At 60.5% G+C, this 26,165-nt stretch carries 24 protein-coding genes; 8 read left to right on the forward strand and 16 right to left on the reverse strand.

Annotation, left to right across the window (positions count from 1 at the left end; genetic code table 11):
* Positions 1 to 3 precede the first annotated feature (3 nt).
* On the forward strand, positions 4 to 927 hold the full coding sequence (locus FJE54_RS01600; RefSeq protein WP_139650890.1) for a trimeric intracellular cation channel family protein: 924 nt from the start codon (positions 4 to 6) through the stop codon (positions 925 to 927).
* Positions 928 to 972: 45 nt separating this feature from the next.
* On the opposite strand, the gene FJE54_RS01605 is transcribed toward FJE54_RS01600, so the two are convergent.
* From FJE54_RS01605 to recJ, 5 genes are all read right to left on the reverse strand, one after another.
* Positions 973 to 1,605: a DUF47 domain-containing protein gene (locus tag FJE54_RS01605; protein ID WP_139650891.1), complete on the reverse strand. Its 633-nt coding sequence runs from the start codon at positions 1,603 to 1,605 to the stop codon at positions 973 to 975.
* 10 nt (positions 1,606 to 1,615) lie between these two features.
* Positions 1,616 to 2,668, reverse strand: coding sequence for an inorganic phosphate transporter (locus FJE54_RS01610; RefSeq protein ID WP_139650893.1), 1,053 nt, complete (start codon positions 2,666 to 2,668; stop codon positions 1,616 to 1,618).
* A 157-nt stretch (positions 2,669 to 2,825) separates the two neighbouring features.
* Positions 2,826 to 3,482 carry an MBL fold metallo-hydrolase gene (locus FJE54_RS01615; RefSeq protein ID WP_139650895.1) on the reverse strand — a complete coding sequence of 219 codons (657 nt, stop codon included), beginning with the start codon at positions 3,480 to 3,482 and terminating at the stop codon, positions 2,826 to 2,828.
* Between the two features lie 16 nt (positions 3,483 to 3,498).
* A complete protein-coding gene (locus tag FJE54_RS01620) occupies positions 3,499 to 6,060 on the reverse strand; it encodes a RelA/SpoT family protein (protein WP_255467160.1) in 2,562 nt (853 codons plus the stop codon).
* 21 nt (positions 6,061 to 6,081) lie between these two features.
* A complete protein-coding gene (recJ, locus tag FJE54_RS01625; protein WP_139650897.1) occupies positions 6,082 to 9,420 on the reverse strand; it encodes a single-stranded-DNA-specific exonuclease RecJ in 3,339 nt (1,112 codons plus the stop codon).
* A gap of 296 nt (positions 9,421 to 9,716) precedes the next feature.
* On the opposite strand from recJ, the gene FJE54_RS01630 reads away from it, so the two are divergent.
* From FJE54_RS01630 to FJE54_RS01640, 3 genes are all read left to right on the forward strand, one after another.
* Positions 9,717 to 10,835, forward strand: a complete 1,119-nt coding sequence (locus tag FJE54_RS01630; RefSeq protein WP_139650899.1) for a helix-turn-helix domain-containing protein — start codon at positions 9,717 to 9,719, stop codon at positions 10,833 to 10,835.
* A gap of 312 nt (positions 10,836 to 11,147) precedes the next feature.
* The gene (gene thrC, locus FJE54_RS01635) at positions 11,148 to 12,695 is read left to right on the forward strand and encodes a threonine synthase (RefSeq protein ID WP_139650901.1); all 1,548 of its coding nucleotides are present in this window, start codon (positions 11,148 to 11,150) and stop codon (positions 12,693 to 12,695) included.
* Positions 12,696 to 12,741: 46 nt separating this feature from the next.
* Positions 12,742 to 13,083, forward strand: a complete 342-nt coding sequence (locus FJE54_RS01640) for a winged helix-turn-helix domain-containing protein (RefSeq protein ID WP_139650903.1) — start codon at positions 12,742 to 12,744, stop codon at positions 13,081 to 13,083.
* Between the two features lie 77 nt (positions 13,084 to 13,160).
* Here FJE54_RS01640 and FJE54_RS01645 read toward each other — a convergent pair whose 3' ends face one another.
* Both FJE54_RS01645 and FJE54_RS01650 read right to left on the reverse strand, forming a co-directional pair.
* Complete coding sequence (locus tag FJE54_RS01645) at positions 13,161 to 13,865, reverse strand: response regulator (RefSeq protein WP_139650905.1); 705 nt, start codon at positions 13,863 to 13,865, stop codon at positions 13,161 to 13,163.
* Positions 13,862 to 14,962 (reverse strand): sensor histidine kinase, encoded by a 1,101-nt coding sequence (locus FJE54_RS01650; RefSeq protein ID WP_180326495.1) that lies wholly within the window; start codon positions 14,960 to 14,962, stop codon positions 13,862 to 13,864. The genes FJE54_RS01645 and FJE54_RS01650 overlap by 4 nt, the downstream gene beginning before the upstream one ends.
* 300 nt (positions 14,963 to 15,262) lie before the next feature.
* Here FJE54_RS01650 and FJE54_RS01655 point away from each other — a divergent pair, with 300 nt between their 5' ends.
* Genes FJE54_RS01655 through FJE54_RS01670 form a run of 4 tightly spaced genes read left to right on the forward strand, consistent with a single transcriptional unit; the run spans position 15,263 to position 20,009 of the window.
* Positions 15,263 to 16,198 carry an ABC transporter ATP-binding protein gene (locus FJE54_RS01655; protein ID WP_139650909.1) on the forward strand — a complete coding sequence of 312 codons (936 nt, stop codon included), beginning with the start codon at positions 15,263 to 15,265 and terminating at the stop codon, positions 16,196 to 16,198.
* A gap of 9 nt (positions 16,199 to 16,207) precedes the next feature.
* Positions 16,208 to 17,389 (forward strand): ABC transporter permease, encoded by a 1,182-nt coding sequence (locus FJE54_RS01660; RefSeq protein ID WP_139650910.1) that lies wholly within the window; start codon positions 16,208 to 16,210, stop codon positions 17,387 to 17,389.
* A complete protein-coding gene (locus FJE54_RS01665; protein WP_139650912.1) occupies positions 17,376 to 18,608 on the forward strand; it encodes an ABC transporter permease in 1,233 nt (410 codons plus the stop codon). The genes FJE54_RS01660 and FJE54_RS01665 overlap by 14 nt, the downstream gene beginning before the upstream one ends.
* 33 nt (positions 18,609 to 18,641) lie before the next feature.
* The gene (locus FJE54_RS01670; RefSeq protein WP_139650914.1) at positions 18,642 to 20,009 is read left to right on the forward strand and encodes a helix-turn-helix transcriptional regulator; all 1,368 of its coding nucleotides are present in this window, start codon (positions 18,642 to 18,644) and stop codon (positions 20,007 to 20,009) included.
* Positions 20,010 to 20,049: 40 nt separating this feature from the next.
* On the opposite strand, the gene FJE54_RS01675 is transcribed toward FJE54_RS01670, so the two are convergent.
* The 9 genes from FJE54_RS01675 to FJE54_RS01710 form a co-directional block, all read right to left on the reverse strand.
* Positions 20,050 to 20,439, reverse strand: a complete 390-nt coding sequence (locus tag FJE54_RS01675; RefSeq protein ID WP_139650917.1) for a hypothetical protein — start codon at positions 20,437 to 20,439, stop codon at positions 20,050 to 20,052.
* Complete coding sequence (locus FJE54_RS01680) at positions 20,436 to 20,861, reverse strand: DUF192 domain-containing protein (RefSeq protein ID WP_180326496.1); 426 nt, start codon at positions 20,859 to 20,861, stop codon at positions 20,436 to 20,438. Before FJE54_RS01680 ends, FJE54_RS01675 begins: the two co-directional genes overlap by 4 nt.
* Positions 20,798 to 21,163, reverse strand: a complete 366-nt coding sequence (locus tag FJE54_RS15925; RefSeq protein ID WP_180326497.1) for a hypothetical protein — start codon at positions 21,161 to 21,163, stop codon at positions 20,798 to 20,800. The genes FJE54_RS01680 and FJE54_RS15925 overlap by 64 nt, the downstream gene beginning before the upstream one ends.
* 227 nt (positions 21,164 to 21,390) lie before the next feature.
* Entirely contained in the window at positions 21,391 to 21,792 is a 402-nt protein-coding gene (locus tag FJE54_RS01685) for a hypothetical protein (protein WP_139652167.1), read from the reverse strand.
* A gap of 80 nt (positions 21,793 to 21,872) precedes the next feature.
* On the reverse strand, positions 21,873 to 24,116 hold the full coding sequence (locus FJE54_RS01690; protein WP_255467162.1) for a pilus assembly protein TadG-related protein: 2,244 nt from the start codon (positions 24,114 to 24,116) through the stop codon (positions 21,873 to 21,875).
* Positions 24,113 to 24,679, reverse strand: a complete 567-nt coding sequence (locus tag FJE54_RS01695; protein ID WP_255467163.1) for a TadE/TadG family type IV pilus assembly protein — start codon at positions 24,677 to 24,679, stop codon at positions 24,113 to 24,115. Before FJE54_RS01695 ends, FJE54_RS01690 begins: the two co-directional genes overlap by 4 nt.
* Before the next feature lie 29 nt (positions 24,680 to 24,708).
* Positions 24,709 to 24,930, reverse strand: coding sequence for a hypothetical protein (locus FJE54_RS01700; protein WP_180326498.1), 222 nt, complete (start codon positions 24,928 to 24,930; stop codon positions 24,709 to 24,711).
* Positions 24,931 to 24,997: 67 nt separating this feature from the next.
* Positions 24,998 to 25,210 (reverse strand): class III signal peptide-containing protein, encoded by a 213-nt coding sequence (locus tag FJE54_RS01705; RefSeq protein WP_139650921.1) that lies wholly within the window; start codon positions 25,208 to 25,210, stop codon positions 24,998 to 25,000.
* A 7-nt stretch (positions 25,211 to 25,217) separates the two neighbouring features.
* Positions 25,218 to 26,165 (reverse strand): type II secretion system F family protein, encoded by a 948-nt coding sequence (locus FJE54_RS01710; RefSeq protein ID WP_139650923.1) that lies wholly within the window; start codon positions 26,163 to 26,165, stop codon positions 25,218 to 25,220.

Below are 26,165 nucleotides of genomic sequence, written 5' to 3' on the forward strand. Positions count from 1 at the left end.
GCCATGCTCGAAACCGTCCTCCCCGTCCCCTTCTGGCTCGAACTCGCCGCCGCACTAACCGGCGGCATCTCTGGTGCGATGAGCGCGGTGCGTGCCCGCTACGACATTTTCGGGACCGTGTGCATCGCGTGTACCTGCGGGCTGCTCGGCGGCGTGATCCGCGATGTGCTGCTGCAGAACTACGGCATCTATGCGTTTCAGAAACCGACGCTCATCTTAGCCTGCGCCGTCGCGGGCGTCGTGGTGTTCTACTTCGGCAAGCTCGCCACCTACCTCGACCCCATCGTCGATTTGCTCGACAACATCTCGGTTGCGCTCTGGGCCGTGCTCAGCGTGGGCAAGGGCCTTTCTGCGGGCCTCGACATCGTTCCCTCGATCATCCTCGGCACGGTAACCGCTGTGGGCGGCGGCATCATGCGCGATGTGTTCATGAACCGAGAACCCGAGGCGTTCCAGGCGGGAACGCTCTACGGCTCGGCGGCGCTCGTAGGTTCGGCCGTCTACGCCCTCATGAGGCAGAACCACCTGCTTGAGCAGTGGGCCCCCTTCGCCTGCGTCGCGCTTGTGCTCATCCTGCGTTACGCATCGCTGTTTTTCGGATGGCGCACGAAACCGCCCCGCGATTATTCGGATGTGGTCACCAAAGCCGTCGCGCGCCCCGTGCAAAGCGTCGCACGCCGCGTTCGGCCGCCGAAAGGCAAAATCGAGCGCGAGAAGGAGCGGGAGCTTCAGAAAAGCGGTAAGCTCATCAGGTTGCGAAACCGTCGGGCAGGCGAATCCGCAGCCCCCCGCCACGTCGAACCGAGCGACCCGAGCGACCGCATCCTCGTGAAAGATCTCTCTGAAATCCGCGACGATACGCTGTCGGAGCCCAAAGACCCCTTCGAGCCGCAGACGCCCGATCCCGAAGACTCCCTCAACCGGTAAACGTCCGACTCTGCGAATACGAATCGCCTGGGGGCAGGCGCAAGCTTACGAGTTCTTCAGCATGATCGTGCGCATGGTGTCGGCTGCGTGCTCGCACGCGTCGGTCACCTTCTCCATGCGGGCGAACACCTGCGACCAGATGAGCACACGCAGCGGGTTCTCGCGATCCTTGGTGTGCAGCTCGCGGATCGTGTCCATGTAGTATTCGTCGGCTTCTTCCTCGTAGGAATTCACGTCGATGATCGACTGCTTGAACGTCTTCGACTTCTTGAAGTCGCGGAAATCCTCCATTGCGTGGTCGAGCGCCTTGCAGCTCTTATGGATGATGCGCGCGAACTCGGGAGCGCGGTCATGCATGAAGTGGATATCGTACATGTAAAAGCGCTGGAGCACATCTTCGATGTAGTCGACGATGTCGTCGAGGTACTGGGTAAGCGAGATGATATCTTCGCGCTCGATGGGTGTGATAAAGTCGGTCGCGATAGCCGTGTACATGTCGTGGCTGATCTCGTCGCCCTCGTGCTCGATCTTCTGAGCGCGCGGCATGAGGTCCTTGACCGCCTCGGCTGTCGTGAAATTCTCAATGGCTTCGATGAGGAGTTCCGACTCCTTGACCGCAAGCGCCGTCTGACGCTCGAACGCATCGAAGTAATCGAACCTCTTGCTCTTCTTACCCATGTCTCACTCCTTACAAAATCATGAGGAACAGCTTGGCAACTGCGAAGCCGAGAAGACCGCACCCAGGAAACGTGAGCACCCAGGTTTTCACCATATCGACCGCAACGCCCCATTTGACCGCGCTCTTTCGCTTTGCAGCGCCGACGCCCATGATGGCCGTGGTTTTGGTGTGCGTCGTCGAAACCGGGAGTCCGGCGAACGTGGCAATGATAAGGCAGACCGTTCCCGCGAAACTGGCTGCAAAGCCCTGGTACTTCTCCATTTTGACCATGTCCATGCCGACGCTCTTGATGATTTTCTTGCCGCCGATCGCGGTGCCGAGCCCCATATTGAGCGCGCAGAAAATCATGAGCCATACCGGAAGGATCATCTGATCGGCCTGACCGACCCCCGTTGCCAACGTGATGGCGAGCACGAACACGCCCATGAACTTCTGGCCGTCCTGCGCGCCGTGCATGAACGCCACGCCAGCACCGGCGGCAATTTGCGCCCATTTGAACACGTGGTCGGACTTCTGGCGATCGGCCCTGGAGCAGCATTTCGCTATGATTTTCGCGCACAGCCACCCGAAACCGAAGCCCATGAACGTCGAGAGCAGGATGCCGTAGATGACCTTCATCCACTCCGCCCCGTTGATACCAGCCAGGCCACCCTGCAGCGCAATGGCCGCACCGGTAAGGCCCGCAATGAGCGAATGGCTCTGGCTCGTGGGTATGCCGAAGAACCAGGCCGCCGCGCCCCACACAATAATGGCCACCATAGCGGCCATAAGCGCGATGAGCGCCGCGTGGTGATCTCCCCCGAAATCGACCATATGGAAGATGGTGTTGGCGACTGCCGATGACACGAGCGTGATGACGAGCAATCCGAAGAAGTTGCAGACGGCAGCCATGATAATGGCGGCCTTCGCCGACATGCACCGCGTGCCGACGACGGTAGCGATGGCGTTCGGGGCATCGGTAGCGCCGTTGACGACGATGACGCCGATGTTCAAAAGGGTTACCGCAACCAAAGCGGGATTGGACATAAGTTCGGAGAGAAATACACTCCATTCGATGACCAACGTACGACCTTCCGACGATGCTTAACCGCGTCTATCCGTGGCGCAGACAAGGCATTAGTTTAACGTATTCTTAACAAAGGGAAAGGCCGCATACCCCGCTTTTTCGAGGGAATGCGGTCTTCTGTGTAAAATTCTCGTAAAGTCGCCGAACGCTTTGCTAAGCGTACTGGGCGAACACGCGCCTGCGCTCCGCGCCGATGGTCGTAAGGTCGTTATGGCCCGGCAACACGATAGTCTGGTCGGGGAGCACGGCGAGCCGCTTCAAAGATGCCCGCATGTCGTCCATGCTGCCGCCCTCGAAATCGGTTCTGCCGATCGAAGCGCAGAACAGGGTATCGCCCGAGATGAGCACAGGGGCTCCCTCGGGGTGGTTCCCGAACCGAGGATCGATGAACAAGCACATGCTGCCCTTTGTGTGCCCAGGCGTCATGATGACCTTCCATGCCATGCCGCCGATTTCCACGATATCGCCGTCGGCCACCTTGGAGTCGACCGGACACGGTTCGGTTCTTCCACTCTCCCGGGTCTTGGGAGCTGTACCGTCGATGAGCGGCGCATCGATTTCAGAGGCGATCACAAGCGCACCCGTTGCATCCTTGAGCGCACGCGCCGCTCCCACATGATCGAAATGGCTGTGCGTAAGCACGATCGCATCTAAGGAGCGCTCGCCAAGCGCCTCGAGGATGGTCGGGGCGTCACAGCACGGGTCAACGACGAGCGTTGCGGTTCCGTCGCTGATGAGGTAGGTGTTGTTCGCTATCGGGCCGAGCACGACGAACTCGACATCGAGACAAGCTCCGTTCACGGTATACATAGACGCGTCCTTTCGGTTACTTGTTCTTTTTGCGCGACGTTTCGCCGGGCAGCATGCGGCGCGCTTCGAAGATACCTTCGATGCTGCGCAGTTTGGCGGTTATCTTGTCGATGTAGGCGATATCGGAAACCTGGAACAGAAAGCGCATCTCCACCATGCCATCGCGATGCGACGTCGTCGACGAGGAAAGCACGTTTGCACCCATATCCGAGAGCACGACGGCGACATCGCGCAGAAGGTTCATGCGGTCGAGCGCCTCGATGAACACCTCGACCTTGTACGATGCGTTCTGCTTAGGTTCGTTTTCCCACGAAACCTCGATGATGCGCTCGGGATGCTGCATGAGATCCTGCGCGTTCGGACAGTCGGCACGGTGCACCGACACGCCGCGGCCGCGCGTGACGAACCCGAGTATCTCGTCGCCCGGCACTGGGTTGCAGCACCTCGACAAACGCACGAGCACGTCGTCGATGCCTTTGACGACGATGCCATTGGAGGTGTGCGCCTCGTGCTTCTTGGGGCGCTTCACGCTCGTGAGCATGGGCGGAAGCTTGCCCGTCGACATGTCCGACGAGCCGAACCCCGGCGTTTCCGCATCCTTCTCGGCGCGGTCGACGAGTATCTTCAGCAACCGGTTCGAAACGTGCGTGGCACTTTCTTTATTCGTACCGATCTGGACGAGCATGTCGTCGGGATCGTTGTAGCCGAGGTGTTCGGACACCGTTTTGATCGCGCGCATGCTCTGAGCGCTCGAGATGCCGAGGCCGTGCTTGCGCATCTCGCGCGTGAGCTTGTCGCGCCCTGCCTGCAAATCGTCCGAGCGGCTCACCTTCGAGAAGTACGAACGGATCTTGCTGCGAGCCGAGGGGGTTTTCACGAGGTTCAGCCAGTCGCGCGAAGGGCTGGCGCTTTTCTGCGTGAGAATTTCCACGCGGTCGCCAAGCTGGAGTTCATAGGTGAGCGGTACGATCGCGCCGTTCACCTTCGCACCCACGCAATGGTTGCCCACCTCCGTATGGATGGCGTAGGCGAAATCAACCGGCGTCGATCCGGCACGCAAACTCATGACCTCGCCTTTCGGCGTGAACACGAACACCTCGTTGGGAGCGAGATCGACTTTGAGCGATTTGAGGAATTCGCGGGAGTCCTTCGTCTCGTCTTGCCAATCGACCATTTGGCGCAACCACGCGAGCTGCTGGTCGAGGCCCAGATCGTCTTTGCCCTTCTCCTTGTAGCGCCAGTGGGCAGCTACGCCGTACTCGCTTGTACGGTGCATGTCCTCGGTGCGTATCTGCACTTCAAGCGGACGGCCGGCAGGACCGATGACCGTCGTGTGCAGGCTTTGGTACATGTTGAACTTCGGCATGGCGATATAGTCTTTGAAGCGGCCGGGCATCGGATGCCAGAGCGAGTGCACCGCTCCGAGCGCCGAATAGCAATCCTTCACCGATTTCACGATCACGCGCACGGCGATGAGGTCGTATATCTCGGAGAAGCCCTTGCCCTTCTTCGTCATCTTCTGGTAAATCGAGTACAGGTGCTTCGGGCGACCCATGATCTGGGACTGCACGCCCACCCCGTCGAGCTCGCCGTGAAGGATGTCGATGATCTGCTCAAGGTAGTTCTCGCGCTCTTCGCGGCTTTCGGTAACCATACGGGAAACCTGTTTGAACTTGTTGGGTTCGAGGTAGTAGAACGCAAGGTCCTCAAGCTCCCACTTGATGGAGTTGATGCCGAGGCGGTGCGCGATCGGCGCGTATATCTCGAGCGTTTCACGCGATTTGAAGATGCGGCGGTCCTCTTTGAGCGCCGAAAGCGTGCGCATATTGTGCAGCCGGTCGGCGAGCTTGATGACGATGACGCGGATGTCTTTGTTCATCGCGACGAACATCTTGCGGATGGTCTGGGCCTGTTCGTCGGAGAGGCTCTCCACTTCGATGCGGGTGATCTTGGTAACCCCGTCCACGAGCTGGGCGATCTGGGGGTTGAACTCTTCGGCCACCTGCTCGCTTGTCACCTTGGTGTCTTCGACGGTATCGTGCAGAAGTGCAGCGCAGATGGACTCAACATCCATGCGCAAATCGGCGAGGATGATCGCCACCTCGACCGGATGCGCAATGAACGGCTCGCCGCTTTTGCGGCACTGCCCCGCATGAGCGTCGCGGGCGAACAGAAACGCTTTCTCGAGCAGCTCTTCGTCGGGCTCGTTCAGGTAGGCCGATGTCTGGCGCTTGAGCTCGGCGAAGCGCATCTCAGGCGTTTCGAGCCTCAGGCGCGAGGCCTTCGCTTCGGGCGCGAAGCTCTTCTCGGTCGCACGGGGTCGGCCGAGAAGCTCTTCCCCATCGCCCCCCGCATGAGCCCCCCTGGTCGCTTTCGCAGGCTTAGCGGGCTCGCCGATGAGCTCTTCTTTTCCTTTACGCGCTTTTTTTGCAGCGGATTTACCACCAGCTGCAGGCAGCGTGTTTTCTGCAGCATCATCCTCGGCATCGGGGATCGCATGCAAGGCGGCAGGTACGACGACATCCTTCGTCGCTGCTCGCCCCGAGCGGCGCTTTGCTTTGTGCTCGGACTGCTCCATGCGTCCTCCTTCCGTATATCGTCAGCACGCGTTGTCGGGCAGAATCGGTCCCGAGACGCGTCTGTGCAGTTTTTCCGTCGGGCTCTTTATAGCCCATTCGCGAAACGAATGGAATATCTCGCGCTCACCGAGCCCTTCTCGATAGCGTACGCTGTCGGTGAGTTCGACTTTGCTGTCGGTGTTGCGCACGCGAATCGAGCGCATCGATTCCCCCGAAACGAAGGCGGTATGCGTTTCGATGAGCCCGAGTTCCCGAAACACCGCCACTCCGCACGCGGCGGACGCAGCGCTTACCGGCATATGCTGGTTTTCGCTTGCAATCGTTGCAAGCTCGGCGTTGCTTGCGGTGAAGTACGCTTCGCTGCTCTCCTTCTGCATGCGCCTCAGTTCCCGGTACACCTGGGCGAGGCAATCGTGGTCGGGAGTCATATCGCGCAGTATCTGCTCGTTGATGGATGCATCGCCGCGTCCGAACAACAGATGGATGGCCGCAGCTGCGCCATCGCGTCCCGCACGACCGCTCATCTGGTTGAACTCGATTTCGTTAAACGGCATATGGTAGAGCACGACATGGCGGATATTGGGTATGTTCACGCCTTCGCCGAACGCGGAGGTGGCCACCAGCACCGCAAGAGCATCAGTCCTGAACAGCTCTTCGATACGTTTGCGGTCGGAGCGCGAAAGCCCTGCGTTGTAGAACCCGATAAGCGGCGCCATATGGGGTGCGAGCTTGCGCAGCACGCGGGCGAGCGCGACCGACTGCTCGCGCGAGTTCACGTAGATGACCGTCTTCTCGCCACCTGCGATGATGTTCGCAAGATAGCTTTCGCGGTTCTTGAGGTTGCGCTGGTCGTCGACATCGAGGTTAGTGCGCCGGGTGGCATCGAGCACGGTACGTTCGATGCCGAGCGTCGAGGTGATCGCATCGGCCACATCAGCGCTCGCCGTTGCGGTCAGCGCGAGCACCACCGGATCGCCGAGCTTGGCGATAAGCGCTCCCATCTGGGCGTAGGCGACGCGTTGGCCCGCCTTGGCAAGCCCGATGTGATGGGCCTCGTCCACCACGACGAACCCGATGCGGCGCGCTGCGGCGAACTCGTCGGCATGGTAGGCAAGAAATTCCGGGGTCGTAAGCACGATATCGCAGGTGCCGTCGGCGAGCGCCTGAAACGTCTGACGCCGTTCCTCCGGCGTATTTTCACCGGTGAGGACCGCCGAAGCGATGCCGAACGGCTCGAGTGCCTCGCTCAAGTGGAACGCCTGGTCGGCAATCAGGGCGCGCAGTGGGTACACGAATAGGCTCGCCGCGTTGTGCAGCAGCGCCTCGCAAGCGGCATGCACCTGGAAGGTGAGCGACTTTCCGCGCCCGGTTGCCATGACGGCAAGCGTCGACGCGCCGTCGGCAAGCGCATCGAGCACCTCCTGCTGCGACGCGTGCAACTGCCCTTCGCCGATGAGAGCCTCGACGACGGCCTTCTTGAGCGATGCGGGATCGTGCGCGGCCCGCTCTTTCCAGGCCGCGCGGTTTTTCTCGCGAGCCGCCTCGTACGCCTCGATGGCTTCGGCGCTTTCCCGACAATCGGAGCATATTTCGGCATCGCTCGTGGCGTACAGATCGCCCACAAAGCTTACGTTTTCGGGATTGAGGCACGCTTCGAGGCCTGCGCAGGCTTTGGCGGGCGCGATGGATTTGAGCATGGCCTTGACCGAGCGCCTTCCGCGCCATTCGTCGATCTGTACCTCGAACGCCGCGTTGACCACGCTGTCGCAATGCATGAGGCTTTCAAGATCGGAGCAATGGAACATGATGCCCGACACCGATTGCTTGCCATCCGAAAGCTGGCAGGAGAAGTGGTTCTTCTCAGAGCCGACCGCACGGCATCCGGTAAGCGTAACGTCGCGCGCGAGAAACCGCGGTACCGGGTTTTCCTGCCCGAAAGGCGCAAGCCGCTCAAGCGCTTCGACGTTTTCGAGCGTGAGTTCCGAAAGGTCAACGCACGCATCGATCTCGATGCGCGGGTGGAAGCTGTCGGGCGGAAGCTCGTCGAGCGAGGCGCACAAGCGCTCGGTGAATTCGGGGAGCTTGTCGGCCGGAAGCGTGACGCCCACGGCCGCTTCGTGTCCCCCGAAACGCGTCAGCAGATCGCCGAGGCCCTCAACGGCTTTGAACAGATTCACCTGCCCGACGCTGCGCCCCGATCCGCGCGCTTCGTCGCCGTCGACGGTAAACAGCAAAGCCGGCACACCGTAGGTGTTCACGAGCCTGCTCGCAACAATGCCCTTCACGCCTTCGTGCCACCCGTCGCCCGAGACAACAAGCGCGCGTTGGCCGTGGTAGAGCTCGGCGGCCTGCACCTTCGCTATTTCGGAGAGCTCCGCTTCGATGGTGCGCCTCGTATCGTTGATGGTTTCGAGTTCTTCGGCTTTCCTGCTCGCCTCTTCGAAATCGTCGAAAAGCAGAAGGTCGAGCGCGGCCTGGGCATCGCCCATTCGGCCTGCCGCATTCAGCCTCGGAATGATGGAGAAGCTCATATTGGTGGCGGTGAGCTCTTTGTCGGTCACGCCCGCCGTTGCCAGAAGCGCGGCGATGCACGGCCGGGGTTCTTTGTTCATGCGCGCAAGCCCATCGGCCACGAGCGCACGGTTTTCGGAGCGCATGGGCATGAGGTCGGCAACCGTGCCGAGCGTAGCGAGATCGGTGTATTCGCGCCACAGGTGCGGCTTGCCGAGGCGGCCGCCGAGCACCTGCACGAGTTTAAGCGCAACGCCCACGCCCGCCAAGATGGAACTCGGGCAATCCGTCTCGCATTTGGGATCGGCCACCGGCACGCCCTCGGGCACGAGATCGGCCGGTTCATGATGATCGGTGATGGCAAGGCCGACGCCGGCCGCTTTGACGATCTCGGCTTCGGCCTTCGAGGCGATGCCGCAATCGACCGTGACGATGAAATCGGGTTCAAGCTTTTGGATGCGCTCGAACGCACCGGCCGAAAGCCCGTAACCTTCTTCGAACCTCAGCGGGATGAACGGCGTCACGTGCGCTTCGAGATCGCGCAAACCGCGGGTGAGCGTAGCGGTTGCCGAGATACCGTCGAGGTCGAAATCGCCGAACACGACGATGTGCTTGCGCTCTTTGATGCACGCTTCGAGCGCGTCGGCGACGTCAGATAAGCCGGGGATGAGATACGGGTCGAGCCAATCGCGCTCAAGCGAAGGCGAAAGGAACTCCCGAGCGGCTTCGGGATCCCCGATACCGCGCGCAACAAGAGTGGCTGCCACGAAATGCGGCAAGCCGAGATCTTGCTGCAAGCGAGCAACGGCGGCAGGGTCTGCCGCCAGAATGTTGAACTGGGCTGACATGTAATCAATACCTCACGTGCGAGTCGTCTGCTTTCGCCTCGTATTGTCGCACAAACGCACGGCCATGTCATGGGAAAACGGCGAGCGCAATACGTACGGTTTCGAAAAATCACGGTACTTAAATCCCCAGATCAAAGCAAGCGCAACCTGAACGCGCGTAAAAAGGAGCGAAACGCAACACCAGATTGATGGAGGTTGCGGCCCCGCACCCGTATGGTATCGGTGTATCCGATGTTCTCGAAAGCCTACGGGCAATGCTTCGGATACAATACGTCCGAATACGAAAGGAATTACCGATGAGCTTTGCCGACAACCTTGTCTACCTCCGCCAGCATTACGGCGTTACGCAAGAGGCCCTCGCCGAACAGCTCGGCGTTTCCCGACAGACCGTTTCGAAGTGGGAAGCTAACATTAACTTCCCCGAAACCGATAAGCTGCTTATGCTGTGCGATCTCTACCACACGAACCTCGACGACCTCATGCGCGGAAGCGTGCAGATCGCCAACGTGCACGACACCGAGCTCTACGACGCGCATATGAACCGCCACAGCCTTGCAGTGGCAGCCATCCCCTCGCTCGTTTTAATCGGTGTCGGATTGCTTATCATGTTCGACGCAAGCGGGTTTCCGTCGAACCTCTCGACGGTTGTCCTGTTCATGTTCATCATAGCTGCCTCCATAATCGGCATCGTCACGGGACTCGGACACACGGAGTTCAAGCGCAAGCACGCCGGCATCGATCCGCACTACCCGGCAGACGTGCTCGATCGATTCGGCAGGCGCTTTACCGCTATGATCGCCATCGGCGTCGGCATCATCCTGCTCGACGTTATCGCGCTCATCGGTTTCTCGCCCGAAAACGTCGATATCGTCGATTTGGGCTTTATAACGTTTCACTTCGATCTGTTCATGGGGCCATTTCTCTTCGTCATGGCTGTTGCCGTAGGCGTGCTCGTGTACGCCGGCATGCAGAAAGAAAAGTACGATCGTTCCGAAATCACCTATATAGCGAAGGACGGCACCGTCAAGCCGAACGATCCTCGCACCAAAACGGCAACGGAGCTCAAGCGCGACCACATCCTGGGATGCATCTGCGGCGCCATCATGATACTTGCCGTAGTCGTGTTCCTCGTCTGGGGCTTCTTGCCGAGTGTCGGAGATTTCGCCTCGGGCGGCTTCGATAAGTTCGAGCTCAAAGAATACATCAGAGGCGGCTACGGCGGCTTCGCGGTAAGCTGGATCGCGTTTCCGGTCGGGGGTCTGCTGTGCGCCGTCGTATGCGTCATCGGAAGCGCGCTCTTCAAATCGAACGAAGAGCTGATCGCCGAAGCACGCAAGGAAAACCCGTGGGTGAAGATCGAAGACGACGCTTCGGTCTCGGATGCACCTGATCCTTCCCACCGAAACGCTCACTAGCTAAAGCACGGGATGCGAGCGAGACAACCCCGAAAGCCGCCGCTCAAAGGCGCGGGCGCGTTCCGCCGCCAAGTTTTGCGGTGAACGTCAGGGATTTCAGCGCTACGAAACCATGCCCGGGAGACGCTTCTTGCGAGAACAGTACACGCAAGCAAAAGACGTTCGTCGCGAACCTGCATCCAAACCTTCGGATCCCAATGCGCCGAAGCGATAGTGCGCATTGCATGAAATAAGCGGCCGCTCACAGGTTGGTGCTTTTTCGCACATAGTATACTGATACGGTTGTGCCACCAGCCAGGAGGAACCTGCACCATGACCCAGAATCGCTACATCGACACGCGCGGGCTCTGCGAGTCCCCCGTTCCCTTCACTGAAGCCGTCGTCAACGGACTGGCCGACGGAGGCGGGCTCTACGTGCCCGAGCACCTGCCGCATTTCACGCTTGATGAGATTCTCGAGCTTGCCGATCTTTCCTATGCTGAGCGCGCAGCGCGCATCTACCGGGCCTTCGATATCGACCTTCCCGCCGATTCGATACAGGCGCTCATGGGCGAAGCGTATGGCGAAAACTTCGACGACGAGGACATCTGCCCCATCACCTCGCTCGATGCGAACACGCACGTACTCGAGCTGTGGCACGGTCCCACAAGCGCGTTCAAAGACATGGCGCTCCAATGCTTGCCCCGCTTCTTCTCCGCAAGCGCCGAAGCGCTTCGGGAGCAGGGTGCGATCGACCACGATTTCCTCATTCTCGTAGCCACGTCCGGCGATACGGGCAAAGCGGCGCTCGAAGGGTTCAAAGACCAAGACGGCGTGCGCATCGGAGTCATGTACCCGCATGGCGGCGTAAGCGACATCCAATACAAGCAGATGGCCACCCAGGCGGGCCAAAACGTGCACGTGTGGGCCGTACGCGGCAATTTCGACGATTGCCAGAGCGCCGCGAAAGCCGTCTTCGGCGATGCGGCGTTCAACGACGAGCTCATGGCTACGCGCAAGATCGCTCTTTCGAGCGCAAACTCGATCAACTGGGGAAGGCTCTTGCCGCAGGTGGTTTACTATGTGTCGAGCTACGCCGTACTCGCAGGTTCAGGCAAGATCGAGCCCGGCGAGCACATCGATGTGTGCGTGCCCACCGGCAACTTCGGCAACATCCTCGCCGCGTGGTACGCCAAGCAGATCGGCACGCCGATCGACATGCTCTTGTGCGCAAGCAACGAGAACCGCGTGCTCGCCGACTTCATAAACACCGGAACCTACGACATCTCCGAACGTGAATTCGTGCTCACACCCTCGCCTTCGATGGACATTCTCGTGTCGTCGAACCTCGAACGGCAGCTGTTCGAACTTGCAGGGCGCGACGGCACGGCTATCCGCACCTGGATGGAAGACCTGCGCGAAAAGCGCTCCTTCCGCATCGATGAGAACACGTTTTCGAAGCTGCGCGCCGATTTTTCGGCCGATTCCATCGACAGCGCCGCCTGTTTCGCGGCAATCAAAGAGGTGTTCGAGCATCACAACTACCTGCTCGACCCCCATACGGCGGTTGCATACCAAGCCGCCCAGGGTTTGCGCGGCGAAAACCCCGTGCTCATCGCAAGCACCGCCCATTGGGCGAAATTCGGCGAGAACGTGTACCGGGCCCTTAACGACATCGAACCGGGCGGAGCGCTTCCCGCCGACATCGCGGCGCTTTCCGGATGCGAACTCAACGATTTGATTGCAACCGAGACAGGGTTGGACTACATTCCGGCAAACCTCGCGAATCTCGACGAGACGGAAATCAGGTTTACGGATATAATCGACAGTGCACCTGCAGACGTCGAGCAGGCTGTAGAAGAGTTTCTGGACCAGCGGTAGGCCGCCAACCACCGGCAACCGCCCAAGACCGATTGGCAGGTACGTAATGGCAGATCTGAGCGTTCTTAAGCCCGGCATTCGCCTGAGCATCGAAAACCCCGCTTCCGAGAGCGGTTCGGTGTTCGGTCGCGGCATCGCGAATCTGTGTTTGGGGGTTCGTGAAACCGGCTCGCTCAACGCGGCAGCCAAAGGCATGGGCATGGCGTACAGCAAAGCATGGCGCATCATCAAGGAAACGGAAGCTGCGCTTGGAGTGCAGCTGCTCGACCGCGACGGCGCTCACGGAAGCACTCTCACCGAAGCGGGCGACAAGATCCTCGATGCTTACATCGAGCTCGACTCCCGCATGAACGACATGGCCGAGAAAGCCTTGCAGGAGCTGCTGTAACCTTCTGCCTGACAGCCTAGTGCGTTTCCTACTGATCCCAAGCAGGTTTTCGTGCGCTCAGCCTTCCCGCTAAGGCGCTACGCGAGCGGTTCGCCTTTCAGCTTCCGATAGTAGTACACGGCGAGCTGCGTGCGGTTCTTCAATGCGAGTTTCTGAAGTATGGCGCTTACGTGGTTGCGCACCGTTCCTTCGCTCATGAACGCGCGCGCGGCGATTTCTTTATTGTCGAAGCCCTGAGCGATGAGCTCGACAATCTCGAATTCCCGCTCTGAAAGGCCCGCTGCCCGCGCGGCGTCCCAACCTGAAAGCCCACCGTCTGCTTCACCAGGTGCGCCGCTTTCGACATGGTTGTCGCGCATGAGAGAATCCACCCTGCCAACGATCTCCCCGCCGAGCACGCTCTGCCCCGCCGCAACCGAACGTATTGCGGGAGCGATGTTGGCGACCTCCTGCTTGATGAGATACCCCCGCACCCCCAAGCGCAGCGCCTCCACGATGTACTCGTCATCGGAAAACGTTGTCAGGAACACGATAAGCGCCTCGGGATGCGCGCCGAGAATGCGCCGTGCGCCGGCGAGTCCATCGCATCCGGGCATCTGGATATCCATAAGCAGCACGTCGGGAGCCATCTCATCGAACAGGCGCGCGGCTTCCTCACCGTCTGATCCGGTGGCGCACACCTCGATATCGCGCTCAGCCGATAGGATCGTAGCAAGCGACGAGCGCACGAATTCGTCGTCGTCCACGATGGCAACACGTATCGCCGCGTTCTCGGTACTCATGCGGTCTCCTTCGGTATCGTAACGAATATGCGGAATCCCCGCTCGTATTCGGCGCGGAACACGCCGCCGAGCGCCCGGGCGCGATCTTCCATCGTTTGCAGGCCGATCCCGGTCCCCGTGCGCTTACCCGATTCCCCTCCCAGCCAAGCACCCGAAGCAGAATCCGACTCCGGCGCACTGCCGTTGTCGTGGACGGTCAGTCGCCAAAAAGCCGGGTACTCGACCACCGAAACATGCACCCTCTCGGCATCGGAGTGCTTGGCGGCGTTCGCAAGCGATTCGCGCACGATCGCGATGAAACAGTATCCCACGGCAGACGGTACCTCTTCGGCTTTGTAGTCGAGCTCGACTTCGAGGGTACGGTCGCTTTCCGCTATGGAGGTGAGCTGGGTTCGCAGATCGAGGGATTCGTCGTGGAGGTCGTGCACGCTTCGCCGTACCGTATCGAGGGCCTCGTGCAGCGTCGCGCCAACCTGTTCGAGCTCGCCTTTCACCTGCGTCTCGTGCGCATGCACGACTTGAAGCGCTTCAATCTGCAAAACCGAGCGGGTGAGCAGGTGCCCTACGTTGTCGTGGATTTCGCGCGCTATGCGGCTGCGTTCGTTGAGCGTGGCCAGCGTGACTTCGTTATCTTGCTTCTCCAACAGGTCGCGGTTTTTGCGTTCGAGCGCCATCGAGGCTTCGTGCAATTCGTCGCGCAGCGCGAGGAAACGTACGCGCTCCCGCGCTCGCTGAGTCGTACGATACGACAGGGTGCACGCCACACCCGATGCGACGAACACGAATACGATGACGACAACGGGCAGCACATCGTTTGCCACAAGCGGGCATACAACCCAGCAAAACCTCATGATATACGATTCCGATCGCATGCAGTCGTACGCGATCAGGGGGACGAACAGGGAGAATTCGTGGACGAACAGCGCGATAACAACGTAGGCGACAAGCAGTGCACCACGCACCCGCTGCGGCACGGAAGGCCCTTCGGCGAAGCCGCTTATCGCAAGGGCAACGAGCAGTCCGACAACGTGGGATGCGGAAAACGGTATGAAGAGCATCACCGCCACGCAGCCCACCAGTACGATCGTTTTGTCCAAAAGCCGCTCCATCCGCCCATTGTAGCCGAAACGATCGCGCGCCGCTGGCGCGAACGTTCGGTTCGGCAGGGCGGCGCCGAGATGCCGCGCGCTTTGAGCGCCCACGGCCGGCTCGCATGCAGTGGCCCGCATTCTCACGCACGGCACCCTTGCCCGCGGCCGGCTCGCATGCATGGCCCGCACCAGCGATCGGCGGCTCCCGAAGGCCATGACATTTGTCACGGATGCCGATGACGGCACTCACTTCCGCACTTCCCCCTTTCGGCGGACAATGAACCCACACCCACTACAGGAGGATCCATGCATACCGTCGATGTCACCAACCTCGTGAAACGCTACAAAGAAGTAGTCGCGCTCGACCATTTCGATCTGCACATAGAGCCGGGCGAAGTGTTCGGCTTGCTCGGGCCGAACGGCAGCGGCAAGACCACCGCGATCAACTGCATCCTGCAGCTGCTCACCTACGACAAAGGCGAAATCAACCTGTTCGGAGAAAAGATGACCCCCACCCGCTACGACCTCAAGCGCAAGATCGGGATCGTACCGCAAAACGTAGCCGTGTTCGAAGAGCTGAGCGTGCGCGAGAACATCGACTACTTCTGTGCGCTCTACGTCGATGACAAGCAACGACGCCGCGCACTCGTCGACGAAGCTATCGAGTTCGTTGGCTTGGAGGACTTCACGAAGTTCCGCCCGCGCAAGCTCTCGGGCGGCCTGCTCCGCCGCCTCAACATCGCCTGCGGCATCGCGCACAAACCCGAGCTCATCTTCTTCGACGAGCCGACCGTTGCCGTCGACCCGCAGAGCAGAAACTCCATCCTCGAAGGCATTCTGCGCTTGAACCGCGAAGGCTCCACCGTGGTGTACACGAGCCACTACATGGAGGAAGTCGAGGAAATCTGTACGCGCATCATGATCATGGATCAGGGCCACGCGCTCGCAACGGGTACGAACGACGAGCTCAAAGCCATGATCGGAACCGGCGAGCGTATCCGTGTGGAGGTGAACGCGCTCACCGACGAGGTGCTCTCTTCGCTGCGCATGCTTCCGAACGTGCTCGGCGCGACGTTCGACGGCACGGCACTCGATGCAGCCTGCACGAACGGCACGCATAACGTCTCCGACGTGCTCGGCGTGCTCGCCACCGCCGGCGTGGCAACTGGGCGTATCTACGCAGAGCCGCCGACTTTGAACGATGTGTTCCTCGAAATCACCGGCAAAGCGCTCAGGGATTAGGAGGCACCCATGTTCAACGTGTTCAAGGGCGCGCTTACCGTCCTTACCCGCAAGCGGGAGCTGTTCGTCTGGTCGCTCGCCTTTCCCATCCTGTTGTCGACCATGTTTATGCTCATGTTCTCAAACCTCGACGATGCGACGGCGTTTGATCCCGTTGCAACCGCCATCGTAGCCGATGAGAACTACGACGAGGCAACGGCGTTCTCGAGCGTTATCGACGAACTTGCCGAGGCGGGCGATGATCAGTTGCTTGAGGCTCGCACGTTTGCCACGTTCGACGAAGCACGCGCGGCGCTTGAGTCGGGCGAAGTCGTCGGCATCGTATCGGTCGATGCCGACGGTGAGCCGAAGCTTTTCGTCTCCCCGGATTCGGGAGGGCTCGGCGTCGAGCAGATCGGCCGCACCATCCTCAGTACGGTCATGAACACCTACGTGAGAAACGCCGACCTCATGGCCTCCATCGCTCAGGACAATCCGCTTGCGCTCGCCGATGCGAATGCCATCGAAGAAGCGCTTGCGCACAACGATGCGACCGTAGAGGTCTCGCTTACCCATTCGACGCCCGTCCAGTCGGTACGCTACTACTATGCGCTCCTCGGCATGGCGGCGCTGTTCTGCGGACAGGTGGGCATGCTCGCCATCTGCGAAACCCAGCCGAACCTCACAGCTCTCGGAGCCCGCCGCGCCGTAGGCGCCACGAGCCGCGGTAAAACGCTCACGGCGACCCTTGGGGCAAGCTGGGCGATTTCGTTTGTATGCCTCTTGGCCGCGTTCCTCTACATCCGCTTTGTCGTAGGCGTCGACTTCGCCGGGCGCGAACTCGCCTGCGTGGCGGCCATCGCCGTCGCGGCGCTGTTCGCAACCTCGCTCGGCACGTTGCTCGGATCGCTGCCAAAAGTGGGCTTCGGCGTGAAGACAGGTTTGCTCACGGGACTCACCTGCCTGCTTTCCCTGTTCGCTGGATTGTACGGCGAGCCGTGCATGGATTTAGCGGATCAGATCGCACGCGAAGCTCCGCTGCTCGCCGCCGTCAACCCGGCGAAAGTGGTCACCGATGCGTTCTACAGCTTGTACTACTACGACTCGCTCATGCCCTTCGTCGAGAAGGCCGGCATCCTGCTCGTCATGGCCGCCGTCCTGTTCGCCGTTTCCGCCCTGTTCGTAAGGAGGCAGCGCTATGCAAGCCTTTAAAGCCGCCCTGCGCATCGTACTCAACCATCCTGTTTATCTGCTCGTCTACGTCGGTTTTCTCAGCTGCATGGGGGTGTTCATATCGGCCAGCATCAATGCGGGCGTAAGCGACGAGGGCACCTATACCGCTGCAAAGGCCCCCCTTGCCGTCATCGATCGCGACGGAAGCGAGCTGTCCGAGAACCTCACGGCCTATCTCGATGAAACGGGCGAGCTCGTGGAGGTGGCCGACGATCCGTTCGCGATGCAGGACGCCGTTGCCACCGGTATGGTGACCTACCTGCTTGTCGTCCCCGAGGGGTTCGAAAACGACTATCTCGCCGCCGCTCGATCGGGGCAAGACGAACCGGTGCTCGAATCGACGTTCAGCTACGGCACTATGGCCGGAACGCTGGTCGACGAACAGGTGAACCAGTATCTCGGGCTCGTGCGCGCCACGGCCGTTCTCGAACCGGACGCATCCGTGGCTTCGATACTCGAGCGGGCGAACGGATCGATTGCCGAGGCGGCCGCCGTCGAAACGGTGCAGACGCCTAACGCTGCGCTGCCAGCAGATCGGTTCGCCTTCTACCTACAGTGGGGTTCCTATACCATGACGGCGGCCATCGTCGTATGCGTCGGGCTGCTCATGAGCGCATTCAACCGCACCGATGTGCATCGCCGCAACCTCGTGGCACCGGTGAGCACGCTGCGCCTCGGTTTGCAGAAAGCGATCGCCTGTTTGCTCGTGACAATCGGAGTATGGGCAGTGACCTGCGGTATCGGACTCATCGCGTTCGGATCGTCCCTTGAGGGTGTTCCCGTTTCGGCCGTCGCGCTTGTCTTGTTCGCCGCATTCGTATTCTCGCTCGTGCCGCTTTCGCTCGGGTTCTTCCTCGGACAGATCGGGGCGAACGAGATGGTCGCCAACGCCGTCGGCAACATCGCAGGCATGGTGATCTCGTTTCTCGGCGGCGCATGGATCAGCCTCGACTTGCTCGCTCCCGAAGTGCAGACGCTTTCGCGGTTCATACCGACATCGTGGTACACCGAAGCCGTGGGCCAGGCGATTCACCTCACCGAGCTCACGCCCGCAACCGTTCTGCCGGTCCTCGGCGATATCGGCGTCGTCGCGCTGTTCGCCGTCGCGCTGTTCGCGGTGGCCCTCGCCGTCGGACGTTTGAACCTGCGCAGCGCGGAGGCCGGCGGCAACGCAGCAGCTGCGAAAGCGACGGTCTAGCCGCAGAGCTTCGGGTATACTGATCAAAGCCGCTTGGCGCAGCCGGGCGGCTTTGCACGACGACCGACGCGAACGGACGCAAGGGGGCACACGCTGGAATTCATAGCTGAAGAGGCATCGGCCGATGGATCGCCTGCTCTTGCTGCGCTTCCTTCGAACGATCCGGGTATTTCTGCTGACGACGGCGACGGCTCCTTCGTACACGCCGTCGGTTTCGCACGGGCACTCGGAATAGCCCTTGCCTTCGCAGTCACGCTCTCCTTGCCCGTGGTTTCGGTTGTAATCCTCTTTGCCGTCAAACCGGTATTTCCGCTCTCCCCCTTTCCTATCAGCGCCTTCATATTCGTGCTCGCGTTCTCCTATACCATGGCGTGCCTGTTCGCCCTCGGCGAATTGACGGCGCGGCCCCTCACGCCGCGCACGCGCATACGGCAGCCAAAAGCGAGCGTGTTCGCCGTCGGCGTCCTCATCTCGCTTGCCGCCCCCGCCGTAGTTGTCGCAACTGCTCCCTACGTTGCCCAGACGCTCCTCGGCAAGATCCTCGTCTGCCTGCATGCGGCGCTCTGTGCGGGCGCCTTCGCCGCATGCTTCATCACCTCGGTGCGACTCTGCCGCACCTCCTTCGATCGGATGCGCCCGCAAGGTTTGAGAAACGTCTCGGCAAGCGCCGTACGCGAAAACGAAACGGGCGAACAGAGCGAAGACAGGCTGACGCGAGCACGTCCCCTATCGGTTGCGGCGAGGGTTCGAAACGGCTTCGACCGCGCAACGGCTCGTTCGCTCGTCGGGTTCGGACTCGTATCGTGCGCTACGGGATTCGGAATCGCCCTTATGCTCATGCCCGCGTGTCTCGGGGTACAGATGTCATTCGGCATCGGAGGTTTCCTGTTCGCGGCATCGGTGCTTTTCGGAGCGGTAATGGTGCGTTCGGCTTTATGGATGAGACTCGCGCTCGCCCAATGGATAGGCCTCCTGCTGGGGTTGACCGCAGGATACTTCCTTACGATGCACGCCGCTTCTACCTCGCAGCCCTTGGTGCTTTTCTTAGGACTGCCCTCGACGCTTTTCGTACTCGGCACGGCGCTTTTGCTCTCGCATGCATCCCCTGCGGTGCACGAGCCGTCGCACACGGTGTATCCGCTTCCCGAGCCGACGGCATCGACCGAACAGTTCTGCGCAGAGGCCGCAAAGGCTTTCGGTTTTACGCCGCGCGAAGCAGAAACGCTGCTGCTCGTCCTCGAAAACCTCGAAGCGCACGAGATCGCCGACGAACTCGGCGTCACACCCAAAACCGCGAAATCCTACATCCGAAAGCTGTGCCGCAAAACCCAGAGCGCCGATATCGACAGCATGGTCGAAACGCTCGATGCCTGGTGGCGCGAAGGCACCGAAACCCCATAGCACGCTGACCGACGCCTGTATCCCGGGCACCCTCACACGGCTACCTCGCTTGCACACCCACCGGCACGAGCGTTATCTCCAGACGATACGACGGGTATGGCGCTTCATTCTGGGTGCCGGACGCGGGGGAGCTGCGCGCCGCACTGTTCGACCCCCCTGCCTCAAGGGGTTTTTCGTCCGAACCCTCAGCGCGCCCCTCACCCGTTTCACCCGGCTTCTGTGCACGCCTGTTGTTTTTCGCTTCAGCGCCTGCGCCGCACTTTGGCCTTTCGGCCGCATCGTAGCGCAGGATTCGCGCGTTGCCGAAGCCCGCATGATCGGCAGGCGTTTCGCTCTCGCACTCGTCCTCGCCGACGAAGCGGTGAAGGCAGCTGAAGCACACCTCCATGTCGTCGAACGTCGTTGCCGCGCAAACAGGACAGTCCTTCATAATCGTTCTCCCCTTCTATTCGGCTCATCTACAACAAGCGCAACGGGATCGCCCAGCTCGAACCAGCGCTTGCATGGGGCATGGGCCCGCTCGACAGCTAGCGAGGCCGTACGGCATCCGATGCAGGTACCGGGCTCGACCGCACGCCGCGACAGCACCACCGTTCCCGTTCGATCTACGAACGCGATGTCGATCGAATACCTCATCCCGTACGTATGGATGCTCGCGCACGGGGCAAGCACGAGCAGATCGTTGCCCGGCTCGGTACCCAGTAACCCCCGAAGCCTCGAGGGAACAGTCGTCGCCACCCGAATGTTTCCCCCGCGATTTCCTTCGCTTGCGTATCCCATCTCGGCTCCTATCTCGCAAACACGGTCGCGCTTGCCCATGAGCCCGCCTGGGTACACGAAAGCAGCAGCCATGTGTAGTCCCCTTGGGCTTTGACGAACGTGCGGACGCATTCTTGTCCGCTTTCCACCGCCAACCATCCCTTCCCCTCAAGCTCGTCGCTGAAACGAGCAAACAGCTCGGGAGCCGATCCGCGGCAAACCATGCCGACAACCGATCCTCCCTCTGCAACAAGCACCTCGTCAAACGGTCCGAAAGCGAGCGCCTCCCTTCTAAACGCTTCGGGAACCTCGGTAGCAAACCCCCTCGTTTTTGCAAGGGATTCGACCGACGGGATGATCGACTCAATGCCGCCCGATTCGGTTTGCCCGCCCACAGAGGAATCATCGGCCGATCCGGATCCGACGCGTTCCTGAGAACCGAGCCTGTTGTGACTCTCCTCGAATTCGCGGTGATCCGAACGCTGTGTTCGCTCGATCCGCTCATCTATCGGGGGTGCCATCGGGGCCTCGGCATCCAAGGACGGTCCTCGTGCAACCTCGATGCCGAGCACGGCCGCGATCCCAAAAAGCACGATCACGCATGCAGCGATGCACCTTCGCCTCATATGAGCACCCCCGGCTTGTAAAGATCGACCGTCATCGATACTGAATGCTCGAGCATGGGCAGTTCAATCCCAAATACCGAGGACTTGAAGCCGATGCCGAAGAGCGTCGGTGCGAAGCGAAGCGTTGCCGTGAACGTCGTATGCCCGTGCGATCCGCCCCCCGCCGCTACCGAAGCCGAAAGGCGGTCGGCATCGATCGAGGCCTCGATATCTCCCGCAATAAGGCCGATGCTGTCTGCGAGGGTTTGCCCGTATCCGGGTGAAGCGGCATGCACCCGTACCGCATCGCGCGCCACCCGATCGAAACGGGCGCAGTCGGAAAAGAACAGAAGCGCGTTGACGGCAATGACCGCAACAACGATCATCACGGGAAACGCAAGGGCGAACTCCACGGTCATCTGGCCCGATTCTTCTCGTAAGCACTTGTTTGGAGCAGATTGCATCGCGCCATCCGCTGAACTGCCAACCAGTCGCATCGTTACTCCCATCGCATCATTCCCCCGTACTGCCCGTAGATGCTCTTCATGCGGGCGATCGAGTCCTGCACTGCCTGACCCGCAGCAGAAACTGCCGAGGGAGGAAGGGCCAACGTCAAAGGAAACGAGGGGCCCGAACTTCCGAACGGTTCGATGACGGCGATAACGATGCCACCTTCCAGGCCGCCAAGTGCATCGAGCGCCGACGTCTCGAAAACCGAAAGCGCCGTCGAGAACAAATCCGAACCCGCTGCATCGCCGAGCGCGATGCTCTCTTGCTTCGCAGCGAGCAGCGTCTGAGAAAAACGCGAGGCATCGGCAGCGAGCACGTGAGCCGAATTGACCAGCGCGGGTTTAGGCGAATCGAGATCGACGGGTTCGAGCCCAAGCGATTCAAGCAGTCGAGACAAAGCGCTCGACGCCCATAGTCCCAAACCGCTTTCGCTTACAAGCGGCAGGGCGGAAAGCGCATCGTCGACACCTTTGCCAAGTGCTTCGACTCCTTGGGAATAATATGCAAGAAGCGATGACCAGAGATCGAGCACGATTCCCAAAGCCCCGAGCGCACCGCCCGCGCCTGCCTCGTCAACGTTGTCGAGCACCGCCGATATAACAGACGCGCCTTCTTCGGGATCGTCACGTGCAAGCGCTGCCGCAGAAAGGGCCGCCCGCGTGCCGAGCGAGCCTTCCGTTCGCACAAACGACGAAGAAAAGGCATCGGATACCGAAACCGTTGACAGGTCAGCTACAAACGCAACGGCGCCGAAGCGGCCGGGAGGCTCGGCATGGATACGGTACGAGGCAACATCCCCGATTGCCGCACTGACTTTATCGAAGAGTCCTTGCGCCCTGCCCTTCGCCTCCTCTGCGTAAGGATCTCCCTCTTCGCGTGCTTTTCGATACGCCTCGGCAGCATCGGCGACTATGTTGTAGTGGTATTCGAAGCCGTTCTCGATCGAAGTGGAGGCGGCGGCTACCTTTCCCATGCTCGCCGCCGTGAACCCGCAGGCAGCGCATGAAACGTACGAGCCCGCCTCCATCTGAGCGATAGACCCCAAGCCCGCCTGACCTCTCGACACCGCAGGACACCCAGCCCAAGCGTGCATCGTTTGTCCCTCGGCACCTGCCGTTATCGGATACACCGATTCGGTATAGAGCTCGGTTTCCCTCATTTCAGCAGTGTTCTTCGGCATGCGGGGGAATAAGGCGTCGAACGAATCTTCGGTTTCCCGCACGTATCCGCGTTCGACCTCGGAGGCTGCGTAGCGGTAGAACCTTTCGCGCAGCGCTGAACGCGCGGCCTCTTCAACCGAGGAGCCTCCCGGCCCCTCCGAAGCAAGCCGTGCGGGGTAATAGGCTTGGGCACGTTTGAGCGCAACTGAAAAGCTCCACGTATCGACGCTGCGGTACAGGGGGTTGTCTTCTTGGGAAAGACCCGCCAGATGATCCGCCCGTTCGTACATGCAATATGCGGGGTTGCTTCCGCAATCGGCCATGAATGCGCGCTCCTTCTCGGCCCGCGCCTTCCGTGCTGCCTCTTCGGCCTTCTCGGCCGCCTCTCTCAACGCCTCTTCGTTCTCGCGGACGTCTTCTATGAGGTCGTCTGCAACGTCCAAAGCACCGACTTCGATAGGATCGCATTCGACGGGAAGAGCGAGCGCGAACCCGAAATAGCCGAGTCCTTTCGATGCATCGGAATTGGCTTGCGCAACCGAAGCGCCGTTCGCAGCGCAGAGAAACGGAAGCAGCGCTTGCACCTTGGTGAGTCCGCTTGACGCCCGCTCGGCAAACGAGTTGCGCGCATCGACGATGTTCGACGACATTTTTATGAGGCTGCTTCCCATCGAAGCAGTCGCAGGCGTACAGAGCGCAACGACGCCCAAACCCATCGCTGCGAGCCCCGTAAGCGACATCGAAAGCACGACGGCATCGACAACGCGGACCACGATAAAGAACTCCGCCACTTCGTTTTCGGCGGCAAGAGCCGTCGCATCGGCAACGTTTTGAACCTGCGAGCTCGTTGATTCCAGCTGGTAAACCTGGGCTCCCGTAAAGATAAGGGCAAGCGTTAGCAGCAAGACAAGCACCATCCCGACTGTGGAAAACCCCTCTTCGGCATACAGAATGCCTCGCTTTCCCCGTCGGGCACCGACGCGCTCAAACGCGCTCGCCACCTTTTTGTACAGCATTGCTCCGACGACGCCGAACCAAGCACAGCGCTCCCATCTGCAATCCACGGGTTTCATGATCGACCGCCCCCGACCCACGCGTGCGGATCAAGCCCCCATTCGCCTTCGGAAACCCAGTAAGGCTGCGTGCGCATTTCGCAGGTGACCTCGAGGGGAAAGGCCCCTGACGAATCGGCAAAGCCTGCAAGCATTCCGCCGGCATCGACAAGAGGTAGGAGCTTGAGCGTGTTTTTAATCGTCACGCGGACGTATTCGGACGTTTCGTCACCCCCGACCTCGATCTCCCATGAACAGCCTCCTTTGTGGATGTGGAACTGATCGTGCGGCGGCACTGCGGCAAGACGGCGTTTGACGAACGCCGCGCATGCTTCGGACGAAGCTCCCGCAGCGTCGGTTTTCGTTGCGAGCAAACGGCATCCATCGGCTGCCGCTGCCTGCATCACCATAAGATCGTACAGGATGATTCCCGGCTGCAAGAGCAGCAGCAGGCACACAAAGACCACGGGGATGAGGTAAGCCGCCTCGACCGTCGCCTGCCCGCGATCGTCTGAGCAGAGTTTGCTTCGGGCGTCGGCCCAGGGCCTCGTGCAACCGCATCTCATTCCCCTTCGTTCGCGCATTCGCCTATCCCTTCCGCGTCTTGCAACGGTCAATACAGAAGCACATCGATGACGGCGCCCAAAGACGCGCCGCCGACATGATGCGATGCCCCCGCAACCGCATGATCGACAAACAGCCCGCCTTCGAGCGCACGCCACACTGCCGCGCATGCGACGAATACCGCAAGCACCGCAAACACTACAAGCGCATACTCGACCGTCGACTGCCCCTTCGTACCCACGAGCTTGTGCGAGCAGCTGGATGCTCGCACGCGAAGCCGAACCAAAGCACGCTTTGAAGCCGCCGCACGCAACCGGTGTCCCTGGCGAAGCCTCGGGTCACAGTCCGTTGATGCCCGACGCGATTGCATCCCACAGCTCCTGCAACTTGGGTCTGAACAGCGTGATCGCGATGATTGCAATCACCACGAGCACGCCGACTAAAATGGCATACTCCGTGGTTCCCTGACCTCGTACATCCTCAACAAATCCAACGCTTCGCGCATGAAGTCGAGAAGCGCACCCTTGAACCTTCTTCGTGATGACTTTCATACCTTCCCTACATTCCCTTCATTAAATCGATCATGATCGGCCCCAGCACGAATATGAGCATGGCGGGCAAAATGAGCGCTCCGACGGGAACGAGCATTTTGATCGGCGCCTTCGCAACGCGCTCTTCGACCTCGGCCTTGTGGATGCTGCGCGACTCGACCGCAGTCGATTCGAGCGTTTCGGCAAGCGACGACCCGAACCTTAACGAGCGGATAACGCTTTCGACAACCCGCGACAAAACCGCAGAATCGTACGTTTGCGCAAGGGAGCGCAAGGCTTCTTCCCTCGAAACAAGCCCGAGGGACCATTTTCGGAGAGCCTCGCTACAATCGAGTGCGAACCCCGACTCGAAATGGTCGCAGTACAAGGCGAAGGCGCGATCGAACGAAAGTCCGCTGCGCAACCCGAGAGCCACGACCTCAGCCATTTCGCCCAGCTGGGATCCGAGCTTCTCTTTTCGTACCTGCGCTTCTTTTCGAAGGGCGCGCCGTACAGAAAACCATCCCGCAACAGCTCCCCCGACTCCCAGCAAGCACGCCAATTCGAGCGAAAACACCGCCCCGAGCATCGATCCTGCGCATAAACAACCGAGTGCAAGGCACACTCTCGCAGAGTCGTACCCGCAACGGGTAACCGCATCGCGCAGCCCTGCTTTCAGCACCGCCTCTTCAAGTGACGACCCCGTCGCTCCCTGTGCTGACTCCCGCTTCGAAACGGCAGCTAACGAGAACGATGGTTTGATGCTCTCGCGAACAGTCAAGTGAATGATTCGAGCGGTCAAACCTGTGCAACCGAGTTTGCCGATCCTCTCGAAGACGGGCTTTCCGACTGCGTCTTTAGCTTGCAGTCTGCGTTTCTTTTCGCCTGAGCGCATGCACAGATGCACCGTGGCGGCACATCCCGCACCAGCCGCACCAAGACATGCGAGCGCATGGGCGATTACAAGCTGCTCCAT

Source organism: Raoultibacter phocaeensis, assembly GCF_901411515.1.
GTDB classification, from domain to species: Bacteria; Actinomycetota; Coriobacteriia; order Coriobacteriales; family Eggerthellaceae; genus Raoultibacter; species Raoultibacter phocaeensis.

Bases quoted from the DNA above. Each gene is read 5' to 3' on its own strand.
- FJE54_RS01600 (WP_139650890.1), top strand. From the start codon at position 4: ATGCTCGAAACCGTCCTCCCCGTCCCCTTCTGGCTCGAACTCGCCGCC.
- FJE54_RS01675 (WP_139650917.1), bottom strand. From the start codon at position 20,439: ATGAAGGACTGTCCTGTTTGCGCGGCAACGACGTTCGACGACATGGAG.
- FJE54_RS01655 (WP_139650909.1), top strand. From the start codon at position 15,263: ATGCATACCGTCGATGTCACCAACCTCGTGAAACGCTACAAAGAAGTA.
- FJE54_RS01680 (WP_180326496.1), bottom strand. From the start codon at position 20,861: ATGGCTGCTGCTTTCGTGTACCCAGGCGGGCTCATGGGCAAGCGCGAC.
- FJE54_RS01665 (WP_139650912.1), top strand. From the start codon at position 17,376: ATGCAAGCCTTTAAAGCCGCCCTGCGCATCGTACTCAACCATCCTGTT.
- FJE54_RS01640 (WP_139650903.1), top strand. From the start codon at position 12,742: ATGGCAGATCTGAGCGTTCTTAAGCCCGGCATTCGCCTGAGCATCGAA.
- thrC (WP_139650901.1), top strand. From the start codon at position 11,148: ATGACCCAGAATCGCTACATCGACACGCGCGGGCTCTGCGAGTCCCCC.
- FJE54_RS01695 (WP_255467163.1), bottom strand. From the start codon at position 24,679: ATGCGCGAACGAAGGGGAATGAGATGCGGTTGCACGAGGCCCTGGGCC.
- FJE54_RS01710 (WP_139650923.1), bottom strand. From the start codon at position 26,165: ATGGAGCAGCTTGTAATCGCCCATGCGCTCGCATGTCTTGGTGCGGCT.
- recJ (WP_139650897.1), bottom strand. From the start codon at position 9,420: ATGTCAGCCCAGTTCAACATTCTGGCGGCAGACCCTGCCGCCGTTGCT.
- FJE54_RS01605 (WP_139650891.1), bottom strand. From the start codon at position 1,605: ATGGGTAAGAAGAGCAAGAGGTTCGATTACTTCGATGCGTTCGAGCGT.
- FJE54_RS01690 (WP_255467162.1), bottom strand. From the start codon at position 24,116: ATGAAACCCGTGGATTGCAGATGGGAGCGCTGTGCTTGGTTCGGCGTC.
- FJE54_RS01645 (WP_139650905.1), bottom strand. From the start codon at position 13,865: ATGAGTACCGAGAACGCGGCGATACGTGTTGCCATCGTGGACGACGAC.
- FJE54_RS01685 (WP_139652167.1), bottom strand. From the start codon at position 21,792: ATGACCGTGGAGTTCGCCCTTGCGTTTCCCGTGATGATCGTTGTTGCG.
- FJE54_RS01620 (WP_255467160.1), bottom strand. From the start codon at position 6,060: ATGGAGCAGTCCGAGCACAAAGCAAAGCGCCGCTCGGGGCGAGCAGCG.
- FJE54_RS01630 (WP_139650899.1), top strand. From the start codon at position 9,717: ATGAGCTTTGCCGACAACCTTGTCTACCTCCGCCAGCATTACGGCGTT.
- FJE54_RS01705 (WP_139650921.1), bottom strand. From the start codon at position 25,210: ATGAAAGTCATCACGAAGAAGGTTCAAGGGTGCGCTTCTCGACTTCAT.
- FJE54_RS01615 (WP_139650895.1), bottom strand. From the start codon at position 3,482: ATGTATACCGTGAACGGAGCTTGTCTCGATGTCGAGTTCGTCGTGCTC.
- FJE54_RS01660 (WP_139650910.1), top strand. From the start codon at position 16,208: ATGTTCAACGTGTTCAAGGGCGCGCTTACCGTCCTTACCCGCAAGCGG.